The 18,978-nt window shown below is 60.5% G+C and carries 20 protein-coding genes; 12 read left to right on the forward strand and 8 right to left on the reverse strand.

Going from position 1 to position 18,978, the window contains the following annotated elements:
* Positions 1 to 34: 34 nt before the first annotated feature.
* The gene (locus VK725_RS17925) at positions 35 to 559 is read right to left on the reverse strand and encodes a GNAT family N-acetyltransferase (protein ID WP_325319424.1); all 525 of its coding nucleotides are present in this window, start codon (positions 557 to 559) and stop codon (positions 35 to 37) included.
* 7 nt (positions 560 to 566) lie between these two features.
* Positions 567 to 1,910, reverse strand: coding sequence for a tRNA (N6-isopentenyl adenosine(37)-C2)-methylthiotransferase MiaB (miaB, locus tag VK725_RS17930; protein ID WP_325319425.1), 1,344 nt, complete (start codon positions 1,908 to 1,910; stop codon positions 567 to 569).
* A gap of 243 nt (positions 1,911 to 2,153) precedes the next feature.
* On the opposite strand from miaB, the gene VK725_RS17935 reads away from it, so the two are divergent.
* Entirely contained in the window at positions 2,154 to 3,218 is a 1,065-nt protein-coding gene (locus tag VK725_RS17935) for a lytic transglycosylase domain-containing protein (RefSeq protein WP_325319426.1), read from the forward strand.
* A 6-nt stretch (positions 3,219 to 3,224) separates the two neighbouring features.
* Here the strand turns inward: VK725_RS17935 and VK725_RS17940 are convergent, their stop codons facing one another.
* Positions 3,225 to 4,454 (reverse strand): trypsin-like peptidase domain-containing protein, encoded by a 1,230-nt coding sequence (locus tag VK725_RS17940; protein WP_325319427.1) that lies wholly within the window; start codon positions 4,452 to 4,454, stop codon positions 3,225 to 3,227.
* A gap of 233 nt (positions 4,455 to 4,687) precedes the next feature.
* On the opposite strand from VK725_RS17940, the gene petA reads away from it, so the two are divergent.
* From petA to VK725_RS17965, 5 genes are all read left to right on the forward strand, one after another.
* The gene (gene petA / locus VK725_RS17945; RefSeq protein ID WP_325319428.1) at positions 4,688 to 5,293 is read left to right on the forward strand and encodes a ubiquinol-cytochrome c reductase iron-sulfur subunit; all 606 of its coding nucleotides are present in this window, start codon (positions 4,688 to 4,690) and stop codon (positions 5,291 to 5,293) included.
* Positions 5,293 to 6,597 carry a cytochrome bc complex cytochrome b subunit gene (locus tag VK725_RS17950; RefSeq protein WP_325319429.1) on the forward strand — a complete coding sequence of 435 codons (1,305 nt, stop codon included), beginning with the start codon at positions 5,293 to 5,295 and terminating at the stop codon, positions 6,595 to 6,597. The genes petA and VK725_RS17950 overlap by 1 nt, the downstream gene beginning before the upstream one ends.
* Positions 6,590 to 7,333 carry a cytochrome c1 gene (locus tag VK725_RS17955; protein WP_325319430.1) on the forward strand — a complete coding sequence of 248 codons (744 nt, stop codon included), beginning with the start codon at positions 6,590 to 6,592 and terminating at the stop codon, positions 7,331 to 7,333. Before VK725_RS17950 ends, VK725_RS17955 begins: the two co-directional genes overlap by 8 nt.
* Positions 7,334 to 7,398: 65 nt before the next feature.
* A complete protein-coding gene (locus VK725_RS17960; protein WP_325319431.1) occupies positions 7,399 to 8,025 on the forward strand; it encodes a glutathione S-transferase N-terminal domain-containing protein in 627 nt (208 codons plus the stop codon).
* A gap of 169 nt (positions 8,026 to 8,194) precedes the next feature.
* Positions 8,195 to 8,629 (forward strand): ClpXP protease specificity-enhancing factor, encoded by a 435-nt coding sequence (locus VK725_RS17965; protein ID WP_325319432.1) that lies wholly within the window; start codon positions 8,195 to 8,197, stop codon positions 8,627 to 8,629.
* A gap of 52 nt (positions 8,630 to 8,681) precedes the next feature.
* Here VK725_RS17965 and VK725_RS17970 read toward each other — a convergent pair whose 3' ends face one another.
* The 4 genes from VK725_RS17970 to VK725_RS17985 all read right to left on the reverse strand — a co-directional run bounded on the left by VK725_RS17970 (position 8,682) and on the right by VK725_RS17985 (position 12,706).
* Positions 8,682 to 9,098, reverse strand: coding sequence for a DUF3301 domain-containing protein (locus VK725_RS17970; RefSeq protein WP_325319433.1), 417 nt, complete (start codon positions 9,096 to 9,098; stop codon positions 8,682 to 8,684).
* A 36-nt stretch (positions 9,099 to 9,134) separates the two neighbouring features.
* On the reverse strand, positions 9,135 to 9,992 hold the full coding sequence (gene nadC, locus VK725_RS17975) for a carboxylating nicotinate-nucleotide diphosphorylase (protein WP_325319434.1): 858 nt from the start codon (positions 9,990 to 9,992) through the stop codon (positions 9,135 to 9,137).
* The gene (locus VK725_RS17980) at positions 9,989 to 12,286 is read right to left on the reverse strand and encodes a DUF1631 domain-containing protein (RefSeq protein WP_325319435.1); all 2,298 of its coding nucleotides are present in this window, start codon (positions 12,284 to 12,286) and stop codon (positions 9,989 to 9,991) included. Before VK725_RS17980 ends, nadC begins: the two co-directional genes overlap by 4 nt.
* A 147-nt stretch (positions 12,287 to 12,433) precedes the next feature.
* Positions 12,434 to 12,706: a hypothetical protein gene (locus tag VK725_RS17985; RefSeq protein ID WP_325319436.1), complete on the reverse strand. Its 273-nt coding sequence runs from the start codon at positions 12,704 to 12,706 to the stop codon at positions 12,434 to 12,436.
* Between the two features lie 67 nt (positions 12,707 to 12,773).
* On the opposite strand from VK725_RS17985, the gene purE reads away from it, so the two are divergent.
* Positions 12,774 to 13,277, forward strand: coding sequence for a 5-(carboxyamino)imidazole ribonucleotide mutase (purE, locus tag VK725_RS17990; RefSeq protein ID WP_325319437.1), 504 nt, complete (start codon positions 12,774 to 12,776; stop codon positions 13,275 to 13,277).
* Positions 13,274 to 14,428: a 5-(carboxyamino)imidazole ribonucleotide synthase gene (locus tag VK725_RS17995; RefSeq protein WP_325319438.1), complete on the forward strand. Its 1,155-nt coding sequence runs from the start codon at positions 13,274 to 13,276 to the stop codon at positions 14,426 to 14,428. The genes purE and VK725_RS17995 overlap by 4 nt, the downstream gene beginning before the upstream one ends.
* Positions 14,429 to 14,581: 153 nt before the next feature.
* On the opposite strand, the gene VK725_RS18000 is transcribed toward VK725_RS17995, so the two are convergent.
* A complete protein-coding gene (locus VK725_RS18000) occupies positions 14,582 to 15,163 on the reverse strand; it encodes a superoxide dismutase (RefSeq protein WP_325319439.1) in 582 nt (193 codons plus the stop codon).
* A 119-nt stretch (positions 15,164 to 15,282) separates the two neighbouring features.
* Between VK725_RS18000 and grxD the strand changes: the two genes are divergently transcribed.
* From grxD to VK725_RS18020, 4 genes are all read left to right on the forward strand, one after another.
* Positions 15,283 to 15,609, forward strand: coding sequence for a Grx4 family monothiol glutaredoxin (gene grxD, locus VK725_RS18005; protein ID WP_325319440.1), 327 nt, complete (start codon positions 15,283 to 15,285; stop codon positions 15,607 to 15,609).
* Entirely contained in the window at positions 15,606 to 16,373 is a 768-nt protein-coding gene (locus VK725_RS18010; RefSeq protein WP_325319441.1) for an SDR family NAD(P)-dependent oxidoreductase, read from the forward strand. Before grxD ends, VK725_RS18010 begins: the two co-directional genes overlap by 4 nt.
* A gap of 55 nt (positions 16,374 to 16,428) precedes the next feature.
* Positions 16,429 to 17,028, forward strand: a complete 600-nt coding sequence (locus VK725_RS18015; protein ID WP_325319442.1) for a YhgN family NAAT transporter — start codon at positions 16,429 to 16,431, stop codon at positions 17,026 to 17,028.
* Between the two features lie 198 nt (positions 17,029 to 17,226).
* Positions 17,227 to 18,939, forward strand: a complete 1,713-nt coding sequence (locus tag VK725_RS18020) for a lysophospholipid acyltransferase family protein (RefSeq protein WP_325319443.1) — start codon at positions 17,227 to 17,229, stop codon at positions 18,937 to 18,939.
* Positions 18,940 to 18,978: the final 39 nt, after the last annotated feature.

Below are 18,978 nucleotides of genomic sequence, written 5' to 3' on the forward strand. Positions count from 1 at the left end.
GTCCCGGCTTTCGCTAAGACGAAGGCGTGACCAGTTACATAACCGTCGCTAAATCGAGTCGGTAGAAACGCGTGTCGACCGGCATGAACAGGAAACGTGCTGGCAAGCTTGTTTTCTCGATCGGCGAAAAGCCGTGCTTTTCGTAGAAGCGATGCGCAGCGTGGAATTTTTCGGTGGTACCCAGAAAGATGTTTTGCACGTCGTGTTGCCGTGCCCAATGTACCGCAGTGTGCAGCAGCTTCAATGCTACGTCCCACTCGGTGCCACGATACTCTGTTGCTACAAACATTTTGCGCAAGGCGACGCTGCGCTCGCCGATATCCTTCAGTGCGATGGTGCCAATCACCGTGTCGTCATGCAGCGCCACCCAGAAATTGCCGGTGCCGGACTGATAGAACTCGGGGATGACCGAAAGATCGGGCTGCCGTGCCAAGTCGATATCGAAACCGAATTCGTCCCGTTGGATGGAGACGATCAACGCTGTCGCTGCATCGAAATGCTCGGGCTGGTACGGCATCAACCGGATGCGTGTGTCCGAGCTTGCGGCGTCTGCGCCCATGCGAGATTCAGGCGGCCTGACTGTCCGCGCTGCCAATCCGTCCACGCAGCGAATTGCTCATCGCTTCGGTGATCACTACATCCACGAATTGACCGATCAGACGGGCGGGGCCAGGGAAGTTCACGTAACGCATGTTTTCGGTGCGCCCCGTGAGTTCGTTCGGGTTCTTCTTGCTTGGCTTTTCAACCAGTACGCGCTGCACGGTGCCGACCATCGCTTCGTTGATCTTCTTCGCGTTGGTGTTGAGCACGGCTTGCAGTTGCGCGAGGCGTTCGTGTTTCAGGGCAGCGGGCGTGTCGTCCGCGAGGTTCGCGGCAGGTGTGCCGGGACGCGAAGAGAAAATGAAAGAGAAGCTCTGATCGAAACCGATGTCGTCGATCAGCTTCATCGTCTTGGCGAAATCGTCATCCGTTTCGCCCGGGAAGCCGACGATGAAATCGGACGAAATACAGATATCCGGGCGCACAGCACGCAGCTTGCGGATCTTCTGCTTGAACTCCAGTGCTGTGTAACCGCGCTTCATTGCTGTAAGAATGCGATCGGAGCCCGCCTGCACCGGTAGATGCAGGAAGTTGGCGAGCTTGGGCACGTTGGCATACGCCTCGATCAACGAGTCGGAAAACTCCAGCGGGTGCGAGGTGGTGAAGCGGATACGGCCGATGCCTTCGAGCTGTGCAATCGCGTGGATCAGCACGGCGAGGTCGGCGGTGCCGCCGTCGTGCGTGGGGCCGCGATAAGCGTTGACGTTTTGGCCAAGCAGGATCACTTCGCGCACGCCCTGATCGGCGAGTTGCGCGACTTCGACGATCACGTCGTCGAATGGGCGGCTGATTTCCTCGCCGCGGGTGTAAGGCACCACGCAGTAAGAGCAGTACTTGGAGCAGCCTTCCATGATCGAGACGAAGGCGGTCGGACCTTCGGCGCGCGGCTCGGGCAGGCGGTCGAACTTTTCGATTTCGGGGAAGCTGATGTCGACCTGCGGTTTGCCGGTGGCGCGCTTGGCCTCGATCAGCTCGGGCAGGCGATGCAGGGTTTGCGGGCCGAAGACCAGGTCTACGTAGGGGGCGCGCTTGATGATCGCCTCGCCTTCCTGCGAGGCCACGCAGCCGCCCACGCCGATCAGCACCTGCCGGTCGCCCTGCTTGTATTCCTTCCAGCGGCCGAGCTGGCTGAAGACCTTCTCCTGCGCTTTTTCGCGGATCGAGCAGGTATTGACCAGGATCACGTCCGCTTCGGACTCATCCTGGGTCAATTCCAGGCCGTGCGATGCCTTCAGCACGTCGGCCATTTTGGCCGAGTCGTACTCGTTCATCTGACAGCCGTGGGTCTTGATGAAAAGCTTGCCGCTCATGGCGTTGGGTACCGTGGATTCGGAGGGCGCGGAGCGCTGGTGCGCCGAACCGCGCAGTTTACTAGCCCGCGCGCCCACCCGCCACTGAGCCGGTCTTGGCGGATCAAGCACTTGCGGCTATGTCCTGGCGCACGAAATACACATTTTGTACTTGGCGTCGGCCCTGCGTCGGGGCACACTCCGCCCATGCCCGTAGCCGTACGCCAAGGGGGAGGCGCCGGCCCCCAGGCATGTAGCCTCCCCATGCTCGTGATGACTTTGTTGAAGGTCACGCTGAGCTGTGCGCTGCTATTGATCCTGTTCCGGCCGACACCTGCGCACGCTGGCGCGGTGTATCGCTGCACGGGTAGCAACGGCGAGGCGGTGTTCTCGGGCACGAAGGTGGGGTATCACGACTGCAAGCAATTGATGTCGTATGAGGCCACGCCATCGCATCCATCGACTTCACATCAGGTCGCATCGCACGGCGTGACGTCGCTTGCATGGGTGACGGGTTGGGCGGACACGACGGCGACAGCGATCGCGCCCATCGTGGCGTCGCTGGATCGCGTTGAAGGCAGTGCGGACACCACGGCACATGCGATGCCGCACGCGCAGCAAAACCCGAATCCAACCATCTTTACCGGTAAGCCGGGGCAATGGACGTATAGCCAATCGGCCGATGCGCTGCCAGGGTCGCTTGCTTCAAACGCTCCCGTGGACTCATCGGAAAATCGTGTTCTGCGCGGAGCCGTGTATCGCGTCGTACACCGCGACGGTAGCGTGGAATACACCAACATTGCGCCTAGTGGTGCGCCGTCGAAGAATGTCACGCGGCTTTTCAGCTATATCGCGACATGCATGGCGTGCGATCTGCATTCGCCGATTCACTGGGACACGGTGCATCTCAACACCTCCGACTACGCCAGCATCATTCATCAGGCGAGTCTCGAATCGGGCGTGGATGAAGCATTCATTCGCGCGATCATCCATGCGGAAAGTGCGTTCAATCCGCACGCGATGTCGTTGAAAGGTGCGCAGGGATTGATGCAGTTGATGCCCCTTACCGCGAACGACATGGGCGTGGCGGATGCATTCGATCCCGAACAGAACATTCGCGGCGGCGCGCGTTATCTCAGCCTGTTGCTGAAGTACTTCAATGGCGACCGGCGACTGACTGCCGCTGCCTACAACGCGGGACCTGCGGCCGTGCAGCACTACAACGGCGTACCGCCGTTCGCGGAAACTCAGGTTTATGTCGAGCGTGTAGGGGAGCTGCTTCAGCGTTATGACAAAGCGCTGCACCCGCCGTTACCGGCGAGCATGTAACGACGCTTAATTGCTTTGCACGCCTGCGCTACTTGATGACGATGCGACGGTTGGGGTCTGCGACGGACGCTGCGTGACAGTCAGCATCAGATGGAACGGCACGCCGTTGCGCAAGCCCGATAGCTCAACCTTCCTGCCAGGTTTGAGCGCAGCCTCCTGGCGGCTCAGATCTGCCGGATCGCGGATGTCGTTGTTGCCAAGCTGCAGCAGGATATCGCGGGGCTGTAGCCCCGCCGCCGCAGCGGGACCGCCCGCAATCACCTCGGTGACCTGCGCACCGCGCGTGGCGGCGGCGGGCAATCCGCTGTCGGCCGACACTGGCACGAAGCCGTAATCGGCGCCCAGCCATCCGCGGATCACATGCCCGTTGGCGATCAGTTGGTGCAGAACATCTGTCGCCGTATCGACGGGAATGGCAAAGCCGATGCCTTCGGCATTCGCCGCCTGGCCGATCAGCAAGGTGTTGATGCCGACCAGGTCGCCATTGCTGTTGACGAGCGCGCCGCCGGAATTGCCCAGATTGATGGCCGCGTCCGTCTGCAGGAATTCCTCCGGACTGCTGTTGCTGAGCTGTCGCCCGATGGCGCTGATGATGCCCATCGTTACGGTCTGGTTGAGGTTGAGCGGATTGCCGATGGCAAGCACCACGTCGCCGACGCGAAGCTTCTTCGGGTCTGCCATGTTGATGACGGGGAGGTTGACCGCATCGATGATCTTGAGCACGGCCAGATCCGTCTCTTCGTCGGCGCCGACCAGCTTGGCCTTGGCCACGCGATCGTCATAGAGAAGGATTTGGATGTCGTCGGCGTTTGCGATCACGTGATTGTTGGTCAATATGTAACCGTTCGCACTCACGATCACGCCTGAGCCGAGGTTCTGCTCGCGGCGATTGACGGGCGGCCCCGCCGGCATACCCCCAAACAGCTGTTGCATCTGCGGGTCGGTGAACATGCGCACCGGCTGCTCGGTAACAACCTTGTTTGCGTAAATGTTGACCACCGAGGGCGCCGCCTTGGCGACCGCATCGGCGTAGGAAAACGGCGCGGCGGTGGAGGGCGATGTCTCTGTTGTCGCAGGTGCGCTGATGGCCGTCTCGGTGGCGTTATGCTGCAACCCAAAGCGCGCGCGCAAGCGGTCGCCGATTCCAGGCCAGAACAAACTGATTACGAAGGCAATAGCCAGCCCAAGCACCACAAATCGGGCAACAAAGGCGACGATGCCGGCGGCATGCTTCATGTCGTAATGCAATCCGTTGAACCGGTTTGTGGAGTGTGGCGGAGCGACGTGACCGCCTGTGCGGTTTTATTGTAGGGTTCAAGACCTGAGGCTACACTAACGCGATTTTTGTAGGTAACGCGATTTTTGCAGGGGCACGATCCTGGGGCGGTCGGCGAAGCGCAATCTTTTTCGCCGCGACGGCAGTGTCTGGTTTCTGCAGTGTCTATAGCATGCAAGTACCGGAGAGCCTGATGGCGAACGAAGTCGTCGATCAAGGCCGCCGCCGTTTTCTCACTGCGACCACAGCTGTGGTTGGGGGAGTGGGCGTGGTGGCGGCAGTAGTGCCCTTCATCAAGTCGTGGGAACCAAGTGCAAGAGCGAAGGCTGCTGGTGCTCCCGTTACCCAGTCGTTGAAGAAGGTCGAACCGGGTCAGCAATTGATCGTGGCCTGGCGCAGTCTCCCGGTCTTCATCGTCAATCGCACGCCGACACAGCTCGCTGCATTGCCAAAGCAGGACCCTCGTCTGGTCGATCCGACCTCGACCGGTTCGTCTGTCGATCAGCAACCGAAGTACGCGCAAAACGGTACGCGTTCGATCAAGCCCGAATGGCTGGTGATGGTCGGCATCTGCACGCACCTTGGCTGCGTACCCGATTTCGTGGGTGAGATGAAGCCCGAGCCGTTCGATCCGAACTGGCAGGGCGGTTACTACTGCCCCTGTCACCACTCGCGCTACGACATGGCCGGTCGCGTCTATCAGGGCGTACCTGCGCCGAAGAACATGGTCATTCCGCCCTATCAGTATCTCGATGACTCGACGATCCAGATCGGCGTAGATGCTCAGGGGGCTGCGTAATGGCAAACGTCTTCGCAAGCATTGCCGATTGGGTCAACGATCGCGCGCCGAATCTGGCGCCGACGTACCGCAAGCACATGACCGAGTATTACGCGCCGAAGAATTTCAATCTTTGGTACTACTTCGGTTCGCTCGCGTTGCTGGTGCTGGTCAATCAGATCGTCACCGGCATCTTCCTCACTATGAACTACGACCCGAGCGCGGCAGGAGCCTTCGACTCGGTGCAGTACATCATGCGTGATGTGGAGTGGGGCTGGCTGATTCGCTACATGCACACCACGGGTGCATCGCTGTTCTTCGTGGTGATTTATATGCACATGTTCCGCGGCATCATGTACGGCTCGTACAAGAAACCGCGCGAGCTGGTGTGGTTGCTCGGCATGCTGATCTTCCTCGTGCTGATGGCCGAAGCCTTCATGGGCTATGTGTTGCCGTGGGGCAACATGTCGTTCTGGGGTGCGAAGGTGATCGTCTCGCTGTTCGGCACGATTCCGGTGATCGGCAAGGATCTGGTGGAGTGGATCATGGGCGACTTTCTGCCCGCCGACGCCACGCTCAACCGCTTCTTTGCCTTGCATGTGATCGCGCTGCCGCTGGTGCTGCTTCTGCTGGTGGTGCTGCATCTGGCCGCGCTGCACGAAGTGGGTTCCAACAACCCCGATGGCGTGGATATCAAGCACGGGCCGAAGGGTAATCGTTGGGATGCGACCAAGCCGGCCGACGGTATTCCGTTCCATCCGTATTACACGGTGAAAGATCTGGTGGGCGTAGGTTTGTTCCTCGCCATCGCCGCGTTCATCATCTTCTTCCAGCCGACGCTCGGTGGCTGGTTCCTGGAGCATGACAACTCCATCGCCGCGAACAATCTCGTGACGCCGGCGCAGATCAAACCGGTGTGGTATTTCACCGCGTTCTACGCGATCGTGCGCATGATTCCGTCCGCGCTTGGTACTGCGGTGTGGGGTGTGCTCGGCATGTTCGGCTCAATCGCCCTGCTGTTCGCGCTGCCTTGGATCGATGTGGGCAAGGTGAGGTCGATACGTTATCGCGGCACCGGCTACAAGGTGGCGCTGACGTTGTTCGTGCTGGCCTTCCTTGGTCTGGTGATGATCGGTACCGACTACACCGACGTGCTGTTTCCGAAACTGTTCGGCGCCGACATCGACATGACTGCATGGGACAACGCATTCGGTCGCTTGATGACGCTGATCTACTTCGGGTTCTTCGTATTCCTGTGGTTGTACACGCATCTTGGCTGGGAAAAGACCAAGCCGGTTCCGGAACGGGTGACAACGCATGATTAAGCGCTACATCTCCACCATTGCGCTGGCACTTGGCCTGCTGCTTGGCACATCGGCGGTGATGGCCGATGAAGGTCCGGAGCTGCCGTCGGCCGCGACCAACATTCGCGACACGGCTTCCCTGCAGCGCGGCGCGCATCTGTTCTTCAACTACTGCGTGGGTTGCCACTCGCTCAAGTACGAGCGCTATGAGCGCATCGCGGACGATCTAGGTCTGACCCAGGCCGACGTGATGAACAACCTCAACTTCACCGACGCCAAGTTCGGCGACACGGTGATCTCGCATATGCCGCCGGACGACGCGCAGAAGTTCTTCGGCAAGGCACCGCCGGATCTATCGCTGGAAGTGAGCGCGAAGGGGGCGGACTGGGTCTTCGCCTATCTCAACTCGTTCTATCTGGACCCCAAGAGCCCGATCGGCTGGAACAACACCATCCTGCCCAACGCCGCCATGCCGTTCCCCTTGTGGGAGTTGCAAGGCGAGCAGACCGCCGTAATGAAGGTCGGCAAGCCCGGTGACGACGCCCAGATCGAGAAGCTGACCCTGTCGCACCCCGGTCGCCTTACGCCCGAGCAATACCAGCAGGCAACCCGCGACCTGACCAACTTCCTCGAATACGTCTCCGAGCCGGCCGCCCTTGAGCGGCGCCACTACGGCATCTGGGTCGTCCTGTTCCTGCTGGCTTTCACCTTCCTGGCTTATTTGCTAAAGAAAGAATATTGGAAGGACGTCCACTAAAGGGACTTGTGGCCGCAGGGTGGCAAACGCCATCCTTGCGGCCATCCGAAAGGGGAGACAAGTGCATGGTCCAGAACGCTCGTTCCCGGACAGTACTCGCCCTGTACTCTGCGGCCGATGACATCCAGTGCCATCGCGTCCGGCTGGTGCTGGCTGCGAAAGGAGTCGCCTACGACCTGGTCCAGGTCGACCCGGCCAAACCCCCGCAAGACCTGATCGATCTGAACCCCTATAGCACGTTGCCCACCCTGGTCGACCGCGACCTTACGCTCTACGATACCTCGGTCGTTTGCGAATACTTGGACGAGCGTTACCCGCATCCACCGCTGATGCCCATCGATCCGCTATCGCGTGCCCGGCTCAGGTTGGCGGGTGTGCGGATCGAGCGCGACTGGCTGCCTGAAGTCGAGCACATCAAGGCAGGCGGACGCCCGGCCGAGACAGCGCGCAAGCATCTGCGCGAACATTTGCTGGCGGCACTCCCGTTGTTCAAGGCGTCGAAGTTTTTCCTCAATCCCGAAATGAGTCTTGCCGATTGCCTGGTCGCCCCGGTGATATGGCGGTTGCCTGCGCTTGGTGTGGACCTGGGGCGCGAAGGCAAGCCGATCATGGATTACGGCGAACGCCTGTTCCACAGTCAGGGTTATGCTCGCAGTTTGACCCAAGAAGAAAAGGCACTGAGGGCCCTCTGAGCACTATGCGCAGACCGCCTTCTGGACATTACCCCCACATTTCAAATCCAATACGCAGGGGCCGACGCTGTCTGTCCGCATACCTTCGGTCTGCCAGCAAGCACGACCGGCAACATCTACGCATCATTGATCAGAGCGCCTCTCGGTGACATCGCAAGAATCCCATGGCATGACCTCCAACCGTCCGTACCTGTTGCGGGCGATTTACGACTGGATCAGCGATAACAACCTGACGCCTTACATGCTGGTGGACGCAACCCGAAGCGGTGTTCGCGTACCGGCACACGTGATCAAGAATGGGCAAGTCGTGCTCAATCTGGCGATGCGCGCCGTTGCCAACCTTGACCTGGGCAACGAGTGGATCAGTTTTCAGGCCCGCTTTTCGGGCGTAAGCCACACCATCCAGATTCCGATTCCTGCGGTGCTCGCCTTGTACGCGCAGGAAAACGGGCAGGGCATGATGTTTCCTGCCGAAGAAGAAGGTGGCGAGCCACCGACGGATAACCCGCCTTCGCCACCGGCTCCCGAACCGCCCAGCGATGGTGGTGGAACTGGCGGTGACAAACCCAAGCGCAGCGGATCGCATCTGCGCGTGGTGAAGTGACCTGAAGCGGCCGCTCTCTCGAGTGGGCGAGCGGCGGCAACATCGGCGCAAATCAGTGGCGTACATCCTTGTCGCTAGGACGCGGGCGGAACGGTAAAACCTTTCCGCTTTCGACGAGCGTGGCGTGCGATGCCTCGTGCGCATCATCGTCAGGTGTGTACAGCTCGATCGTCGGCAGAATGAGCGCGGTGAGAACATTGCCGATCATCCACAGATGCCCGGCTTCACGGTCGTTGCCGTCGATGCTTACCTCGAAGCTATAGCGCCGCTCGATGACGCGGCGCCCATGCATGTGGCGGATCCGCAAACCGCTCAGGCCAACCGTTTCATCCAATAGCTGCAGGCCGTACCGCTGGCAGCGCGCGCGCGCTTCCTGGATGGCCTTGTCGCGGGCACGGCTCAACCTGAGCCATGTACCTACGATGGCAGAGAGGATAAGCAGTAGCAGCAGTGTCGCGAGGTCGCCCATTCCAGCAGTGTGTGGGCGACTTCGTGTGCCCGCAAGTCACTTGATGGTGAGGCGAAGCGACAGATCGACAGCGCGCACGTTCTTGGTCAGTGCGCCGACCGAGATGAAGTCCACGCCGGTGCGGGCGTAATCGCCGATGGTGGTCAGGTCGACATTGCCGGAAATCTCCAGCGCAACGCGTCCTGCAGTCTGGATAACGGCCTCGCGCATCACTGGCAACGTGAAGTTGTCCAGCATGATGCGGTCCACGCCTGCGTCGAGCGCCTGTTGCAGTTCGTCGAGGTTTTCCACCTCCACTTCCAGCAGCAGGGTGGGATGAAGTTGTCGTGCAGCCAATGCGGCGGCCGCGATACTTCCCGCCGCGATGATGTGGTTCTCTTTCACCAGAATCGCGTCGTACAAACCGATGCGATGGTTGTGACCGCCGCCGCAACGCACCGCGTATTTTTGCGCGAGGCGCAAACCCGGCACGGTTTTGCGTGTATCGAGAACGCGCACATTCGTACCGGCGACTGCTGCGACATACGCGGCGGTTGTCGTCGCCGTGCCGGACAGCATCTGCAGGAAGTTCAACGCGGAGCGTTCGGCGCTCACGACTGCGCGCGCGTTGCCGCGAATATCGCAAATGATCGAGCCGGGCGTTGCGCGATCGCCGTCGCTAACATGCCAATCGATGCGCGCAGCCGGATCGAGCTTGTGCATGCACGCGTCGAACCACGGAATACCGGCGATGACGGTGTCCTCGCGGCAGGTAAGTTGCGCAGAAGCGATCGCATCGGCGGGCAGAAGACTGGCCGTGGCATCGCCTCTACCGAGATCCTCGGCAAAAGCGCGTTCCACATCGGATGCGATTGAAGCGGTGTCGGGCGGAGTAAAACGAAAGGCTGGGGTCATTCGGTGTCTGTGGTTTTACCGTCCTCATGACTAAGCCGGTCGACGATGGCATCCATCGCACGGTCGAACAAAGCATTGGACGCGAGAATGCGTGCGCGGCCATCCGCCATCACGGTGGCCAGTTCATAAGGTGAATAATCCGCCACCTTCAGGCCGCGGCGATTCACGAACAGGTAGCGGCCGCTCATCGGGCTGATCCACGACAGCTTGGCGCGCTCGAAATGTTCGTCCTGCGTGTTGAATTCCAGCCAGACGCCAGCCTTCAGTGCCTTGACGTGTTCCAGCTCTTCGCGAACTTCCGGCGCAATCTCGGCAGCTTCCGGTTCGGCGTTGGCGGTCTCGTCTTCGAGATCGGCCATGGTTTGGGCGATCGGCTGGATGCTTTCCGGAATCGGTAGAGGCGCAGGGGCAGCGTCCAGGGCCTGCGGTTGTTCCGTCGCGGGGGCTGCGTCGCCGAGCTGCTGGCGATAGAAGGTGTGCAACTGAGCGAGCAGGCGTTCGATATCGGCGTCCTGGAACGCGACATTCGACAGACCCTTGCGCAGCGCGCGTTCGATACCCGGTAGCAGCTGGCGAAGATCGCGCTTGGCATCCGGTGTGCGTACCGGCTTGGTGCTGGCGATAAATGCATCGACGAAGCGCAAGGCCTCGCGGAAATCCTGCGACTCCTCACCCTTACGCAGGATGGTGAGCACCAGGTAATTCGCCCACGCGCGCGACAGCACGCCGTGAATTAGCGGTGGCAGCGAGTGATCGCCAATGCGGTTGAGAATTTCGCGTGCGGCACGACGACGTGCCTGTTCCAGTTTTTCGCGACCGCGTGTGGATTCGGCAACGCGCTGTTCGGCCAGTTCCGCGCGACGGCGGTTGGATTCCTGGAATTGCTGCAATTCGGCGGACAAACGATCGAAGATCGTCAGGTCGTCGTCGAATTCCTGCAGCAGGCGATCGACGATGCTCTTGACCGTGTCGTGCAGACGGCCGTCGCGATCCGATTCCTCCGACCAGCTCTTTGCGGCATCGGCCAGACCATCGAGCAGGCGGCGTGCCGGATGCTGACGATGCGCGAAAAGCTTGCGGTCGAGAATGGCCGCCTTGAGATACGGAATCTGCAGACGCGCCAGCAGCACCTGCATCTGCGCAGGCAGGTTGCGGTCTTCGAGGATGAACTCGAAGAGCATGCCGACCAGATCGATGGTGTCTTCGTCGATCGTTGCAATTTGGCCTGGGCGCTGACCACGAAGCGACCCCAGCTGCGACATCAACTGCTCTTTCAGATGCAGCACCTGGTCGGCCATTTCCATGCTGGCCGCGCCGCTGGCGATCATCGTTGCGACCGGCACGCTGGCGGCCTGACTTTGCAGCACGCTGAGTGCGCCGATCAATTCGTTGGGGGTCGGCAGCGGGCCGGCGGTCATGCCCGAGAGCGGTACCGTGGGATGTGCACGGCGCGCGCCGAACAGGGTGCGCAAGGTCTGTAGCAGTTCGGCCGATGCTTCGCTGTCGTCGGCGGCCAGCGTGGCCGGAACTTCGGTGCCCGTTGCACCGGCTGACGCGGCCGCGCCACCGGCAGCTGCGCTGCCGGTGCGCACCACTTCGTGGCGCAACTGCGGCAACACGCCGGCGCGCATCAGCTCAGCATTGACTTCCTGATAGAGCTCGTCCAACGACGCCATGACATAGCGGTCGAACAGCTTGTAGATGATCAGTTTCACGCGCATGTCGGCGTTGAGTTCGCGCATCGACTGACGGAAAGCCTGGGCCAGAACAGCCGGACCCACGGGATTGGTCGAGTCCTCGATTTTTACGCCGCCGCATATCACCGACAGGCGCTGATTGACGGCGAAGAGCTCGCGCGTGAGGCGTTGTTCGTTCTTGCCGATCAGGCTGGTGATCGCAAGCGATTCTTCCAATTCGTTATCGGCCACCAGGGACAACTCGGCGTTGCCCAGCGATGGCGGCGGACTATTCTGCGTGGTCGTGCGCTGGCCGCTGACGAAATCATTCAGATCGCGCGAGACCTGGGCCAGGTAGCTGCGCTCCATCACCGGGCGACGCTTGCGCACTTCACGCATGCCGTCGAAGTAGTGCATCTGAGCGGCGTTGTTTTCGGCTTTTTCGGCGAGATCGAACAGCGCGTCGTCGACGTGTTCGAACATGTTGCCGATGTACTGCTGCAGGCGGCGGGTGGCGATGCTACGAACAGCGTTCAGCAGATCGCCGCCGCGACCACTGGAGGGATCCAGGCGCTGACTCAAATTGACGATGTTTGACTGCTCGCTGGCTTCTTTCATCGCCACACCCCTGTGGTTACCTTAAATGACTGATGACGACGGCCGGTTGCTCTGTCCACCCACAATAGGGGAAAACGGGGTTCCCTGCCATGGCGGGCGTCATAGATTTGTGTTTCGAGGTCCAGTAAATACCTGAACGGCAGATTTTTACGCCGCCGAAGGGAAGTCCGTCAGCTGGGTCGTGCCGATACCTTCCTCGGGGAGCATGACAGGAATGCCATCCTCGACCCGATAGACCACTTTTCGATCCGTGGTGATCAGGCCTTCTGCCAGCCGGTTCTGGACCGCGGCGCCATTGACCGTCTGTACCTGTCCTTCGTCGATCGCCTTGTTCAACGCGTTGATCTCGCTTCCGCTGAGTGGGCGGACCGGGGTCTTGCTGACCGGATCGCACAGGATGTCGAGCAGGCGCTTGTCCATAAGGGTGCTTAGGTATCGTTGCAGTGCAGGGAAGCACGTACAATATCCCCTTTTGGACGACCGGGCCATGACGGGAACAGCTGCAGCACCGCGGGTTGGTGTGGTGATGGGGTCGCGTTCGGATTGGGAAACCATGACGCATGCGGCTGAAGTGCTTGAAGAATTGGGCGTGCCGCATGAGGTACGCGTCGTCTCTGCGCACCGCACTCCCGACCTGCTGTTCCGTTACGCCGAAGAGGCCGTCGGCCGTGGCATCCAGGTGATCATCGCCGGTGCCGGTGGTGCGGCGCACCTGCCAGGCATGCTCGCTGCCAAGACGCGGTTGCCGGTGCTGGGAGTGCCGGTTCAGTCCAAGGCGCTTAACGGTATGGACTCGTTGCTGTCGATCGCGCAGATGCCAGCCGGTATTCCGGTCGGCACTCTGGCCATCGGCCGCGCCGGTGCGGTAAATGCCGGACTGCTGGCCGCTTGCGTGCTGGCGCTGAACGACCCTGCGCTCGCTAAAGCTGTCGAAGCCTACCGCGCCCGTCAGACCCAGACCGTTCTGGATAACCCGGACCCCCGCCAGTGACCGCACGTCGCCAGCCCGTATTGGGCATTTTGGGTGGTGGACAGCTGGCCAGAATGCTCGCTCTCGCCGCCGCTCCGCTTGGCGTGAATACGCTGGTGGTCGATAGCGCGCCGGATGCGTGTGCCGGTCAGGTGGCGCCGTTGCGCGTGGCCGACTGGACCGATTACGCCGCACTGGAAAAGTTTGCCGCCGAAGTCGATGTGGTGACGTTCGATTTCGAAAACGTTCCTGCCGAAACGGCGCACTGGCTCGCCGAACGCGTTGCGGTATTTCCCGATCCGCGTGCGCTGGCCGTTGCGCAGGATCGTCTTGCCGAGAAAACCTTGTTCCGCGAATGCGGTTTGAATACGCCTGCCTTCGAAGCCGTGGATACACGCGTCGATCTTGATCGCGCATTGGCCAACATCGGTGCGCCGGCGATTCTTAAAACGCGTCGCCTTGGCTACGACGGCAAGGGACAGTTCCGCATCAAACAATTGTCCGATGCCGATGCGGCATGGGCAGCGCTTGGTGCTCAGGCGAATGCGCACGGTTTGATTCTCGAAGCGTTCGTGCCATTCGAGCGTGAGTTGTCGGTGCTCGCAGTGCGCACGCGCGATGGTGATTTCCGCATGTGGCCGCTGACGCAGAACTGGCACACCGATGGTGTGTTGAGTCTGAGTCTTGCACCTGCGCAGAACGTCGGTGCACTACAAAAACGCGCCGAAGAACTGGCGCACATTCTGGCGGAACGCCTTGGTTACGTTGGCGTCTTCGCGCTGGAACTTTTCGTCAAGGACGGGGATCTGCTCGGCAACGAAATGGCGCCGCGCGTGCACAATTCGGGTCACTGGACGATCGAAGGCGCTATTGCAAGTCAGTTCGAGAACCACGTGCGCGCTGTGCTTGGTTTGCCGCTGGGCGATACATCTGCGCGTGGTTTTTCGGCTATGTTCAACTGGATTGGCGAGCTGCCGGATCCCAATCCCGTGTTCCGCACCGTCGACGCGCATTGGCACGATTACGGCAAGCAGTCGCGCCCGGGTCGAAAAGTAGGTCATGCAACGGTCTGCGCAAACAATGTTTCAGCATTGGTCGCACGAGTCGGTGATGTCGCTCGCGCTTTACATCGCGAAGAGCAGGCAGCGCCAACGCTGCATGTGCTGAGCTGATTTCCCTTCTCCCGTCGGGAGAAGGTGCCCGATGGGCGGATGAGGGTGCGACCGGAGCGATCTCTGCAACCTTGCGTAAGATATCAATGGTGCGCGTTGTGCGTACCCTCACCCCAACCCCTCTCCCACAGGGAGAGGGGTTAAAAGACTGCATCAGGCGAGATTCTTCGCCGCGAAGTCCCAGTTCACCAGATTCCAGAACGACTCCACGTACTTCGGACGTGCGTTGCGGTAATCGATGTAATAGGCGTGTTCCCATACGTCGATGGTGAACAGCGGCTTGTCGCTGCCGGTGATCGGCGTGGCCGCGTTCGACGTATTGACGATGCCCAGCGAACCGTCCGGACGCTGCACCAGCCAAGTCCAGCCCGAACCGAAGTTGCCAGTGGCCGACTTGGTGAATTCTTCCTTGAACTTGTCGAAGGAACCGAACGCCTTGGTGATGGCATCGGCCAGCTTGCCGCTGGGGGCATTGCCGTCCTTCGGCGAGCGCATGGAGTGCCAGTAGAAGGTGTGGTTCCAGACCTGCGCGGAGTTGTTGAACACACCGCCAGAGGACTTCTTGATGATGTCTTCCAGCGCGGAGTTCTCGAACTCGGTGCCCTTGATCAGGTTGTTGAGGTTGGTGACGTAGGCCTGATGGTGCTTGCCGTAATGGAACTCCAGCGTCTCGGCCGAGATGTTCGGCTCAAGCGCGTTCTTTTCGTAGGGCAGCGGGGGAAGTTCGATCGCCATAAGTAACTCCTGGGCGTTGGCTAAGGAAGGTCAGGGGGATGGGTCATGCGGCCACATGGGCCGCCATAACGGCTGGTACACTACCTATCTGGCTGCATTGTAGTGATGAATCAGAAGTTATGGACGTCAACGAACGAATCAAGGCGGTACTCGCCGCGCATCCCATCGTGCTCTTCATGAAGGGCACGCCACAGTTCCCGATGTGCGGGTTTTCGGCCCGCGCAGCGCAGGCGTTGCGGGAATCGCATGCGACGTTCGAAACGGTGAATGTGCTGGCCGATCCGGAAATCCGCGCTGCACTTCCTCATTACGCAAATTGGCCGACTTTTCCACAATTATTTATCCAGGGCGAATTGATCGGTGGCTGCGACATTGTGGAGGACCTGAAGGCCTCCGGCGAACTGGTACGCATGGTGAGCGACGTTGCTGGTGAGAGTCACGCATGAATTTGGCGTCGAGCCGTTTGCCGCAGGCGTGGAAAGCCTCCCCTGGCACACTTGAAGATCGCGTCATTCTGGTCACTGGCGCATACGGTGGCTTGGGCAGCGCCGTCGCACGCGCAGCATCGCGCGCAGGTGCCACGGTCGTGTTGACGGGCAAGCGCAAGCGTCAACTCGAGCAACTCTACGACGCCATGGTGAGCGAGGGTTTGTCCGAGCCGGTGCTGCATCCGCTGGATATGGAATCGGCAACGCCGCGTGATTACGAAGCGTTGGCAGAAGGTCTGCAGCGTGATGCGGGCCGGCTCGATGGCATCGTGCACACCGCAACAAGCTTCGTGGGACTCACACCCATCGCCATGCACAAACCGGATGCATGGTTACGCGCATTGCATGTCAACGTGTCGGCTCCCTTTGCATTGACGCAGGCATGTCTGCCGCTTCTGACGCAGTCGCCCGACAGTGCCGCTGTGTTCGTGCTCGATAATCCGGAACTTCTGCAACGTGCGCACTGGGGTGCCTACGGTGTATCGAAGGCGGCGCTGGAGCGTTTCGTGTCAATCCTTCACGAAGAACACGAGGCCGGTGCGTTCCGTGTGCATGCATTGCTGCCCGCGCCGATGCGTACCACGTTGCGTCGCTTGGCCTATTTCGGCGAAGACACCATGCAGCAGCCGTTGCCCGATGCCACCGCCGATGCTGCCGTCTATCTATTGAGTAACGAAGCCGCCGCCGCACGCGGCACCGTGCTCGACTTGCGCGTGGCATGATCGCATCCGACGGCAGTGTGCCGCCGTACGAATAGGGGATGGAATGGAAACGCAGATGACGACCCTGTCGGCGGCGATCCTGCTGTTTCTGATCATGGACCCGCTTGGCAACATCCCGATCTTCCTGACGCTGCTCAAGGGTGTGCCACCCAAGCGCCGTCGCGCGGTGATGGTGCGCGAATTGCTCATCGCACTCGCCGTGCTGCTGGTCTTCCTGATGGGCGGTCAGCTCATCCTCAAGCTGCTGCAGCTAAAAGAAGAATCGATCGGCATTGCCGGCGGCATCGTCCTCTTTCTGATCGGCATCCGCATGGTGTTTCCGCCTGCCGACGGTGGCGGCATTTTCGGCAAGGCCGGCGAGGGCGAACCTTTCATCGTGCCGATGGCCATTCCGGGTGTCGCAGGCCCCTCTGCGATGGCAGCGTTGTTGCTGTTAACCAACAGCGAACCCGGTCGCACCGCGGACTGGGCGATCGCATTGCTATGCGCATGGCTTGCCACCGCACTGATTTTGCTCAGCTCCACGTATCTGTTTCGCTGGCTTGGCGAAAGTGTGCTCACCGCCCTTGAGCGGGTGATGGGCATGCTGCTTATCGCCCTGTCTGTGCAGATGTTTTTGGGCGGCGTCGCGGCTTACCTGCATCTGGCCATCTAAGTACTGCTCAAAATGTGACCACCTCGAATGCTTGGCGCTGAGACGCCGTTGCGTTTGAATCGCTCGCGTTAAACACGCTCTTAAGAATCCACCCCGTGTCACTCGTGTATTCTTGCGAATAAGACAGGTTTGACAGCGTAAATTCGCGCAGTTGTCACACTCGATCGTCAACATGAGCGAAAACCAAGGGAGGCGGTCATGCTTCGCGTTGAACAGGCCCTTACCGAGCGTCTGCCATGGCTTGCGCAGCACCCGATGATCCGCCGTCCGGTGGCGGGGATGCTCGGTCGCCTGGCGGACGAGACCGGATTCAATCGCACGCTTGATCGCATCGGCAATGCCTACGGCCTCGCCTTCGCCGAGAAGTCGCTGGAAGTTCTTGGTTGCAGCTATCACGTTGTCCAGCGCGAGCGGGAACATATTCCCGTTGAAGGCGCCGTGCTTATCGTCGCCAATCATCCACTGGGCATGCTCGATGCCATGGCGCTGGTCAACCTGATCGGTTCCGTGCGCCAGGATGTACGCATCCTGGGTAACGACTTGCTGGCATCGATTCCGCAGTTGAAACCGGTGCTGTTGCCGGTGGATGTGTTTGGTAGTGGCGCGGCATCGCGTTTGCGCAATGTGTATCGCGCACTGGATCGCGGCGAAGCACTCATCGTTTTTCCGGCGGGCGAAGTCTCGCGCATGGGACCTGCTGGCGTGCGCGATGGTCGCTGGTCGGACGGTTTTGCCCGACTGGCCATGCGCAGCAAAGCGCCGGTGTTGCCGATTCACGTGGCCGCACGCAACTCCGCGGTGTTCTATGGTCTGTCGATGCTCGCCAAGCCGCTGAGCACGGCGATGCTGCCGCGCGAGGCGGTCGCTACCAACGTAAGCCGGATTGGTTTCAGCATAGGCGCGCTAGTCAGCGCGGAAGAATTGGAAAAACGTGGCGAAGGCTCCACCCAGCGCGCCGCGGATCTGATGCGTCGCCATGTGTATCGCCTTGGTCGCCGCCGTGGTCTGATCTTTGGCGGTCAGATTGCTCTCGCGCATCCGGAGCCTGTCGAACGGGTGGCGATGGAGCTGGCGCAAAGCGAAAAGCTGGCCGATCTTGCCGATGGCAAACAACTGATCGTGTTGCATGGATCGCCAGATAGCGCGGCCATGCGCGAGATCGGTCGTCTGCGCGAACTGACGTTCCGCAAAGTGGGCGAGGGCACCAATACACGCCGCGATGTGGATTCCTTCGACGCGCATTACGATCATCTTGTGCTGTGGGATCCAAAAGCGCTGCGCATTGTCGGTTCGTATCGTATTGGCCATTGCGGTCATGTGATCGCCGAACGTGGCATGTCGGGGCTCTACACCTCCAGCCTCTTCCAGTATTCGCCGGCCCTTGAATCGCGATTGGCGCAAGGTCTTGAACTGGGACGCAGCTTTATTGCACCGGCTTACTGGCGCTCGCGTGCGCTGGATCAGCTATGGCAAGGCATTGGTTTGTATCTGCAGCGCCATCCCGACGTGCGTTACCTGTTCGGCCCGGTCAGCATGTCGGTGAACTTGCCGCTGCAGGCGCGCGAGTGGATTGCCGCGGCTCATCAGCACTACTTCGGTGCACCCGGCCTTGCGGCCGCCCGTCAGCCGTTTCGCGTGTCCCAGGATGTTCTGGATGGCGTACGCCGCGAGCTTGAGGGGCTGGATGCCGCCAGCGGATTGGGGAAACTCCGCAACCACCTGGATGCCCTGGGCGTGAGCCTGCCCGTGCTCTATCGCCAGTACGTCGATCTGGTCGAACCCGATGGCGTCCAATTCCTGGATTTCGGCGAGGACCCGGGCTTCTCGGGTTGCGTCGACGGTTTGGTGATGCTCGACCTTGCGCGGCTGAAGCCCGCAAAACGCGCCCGCTATCTGGGCAAAGCCGAGTAGTCGGCGAAAGCACCGCGTCGCCGTATTTACCTGCCTAGA

The organism is Dyella sp., assembly GCF_035486915.1.
In the GTDB taxonomy this organism is placed as follows: domain Bacteria; phylum Pseudomonadota; class Gammaproteobacteria; order Xanthomonadales; family Rhodanobacteraceae; genus Dyella_B.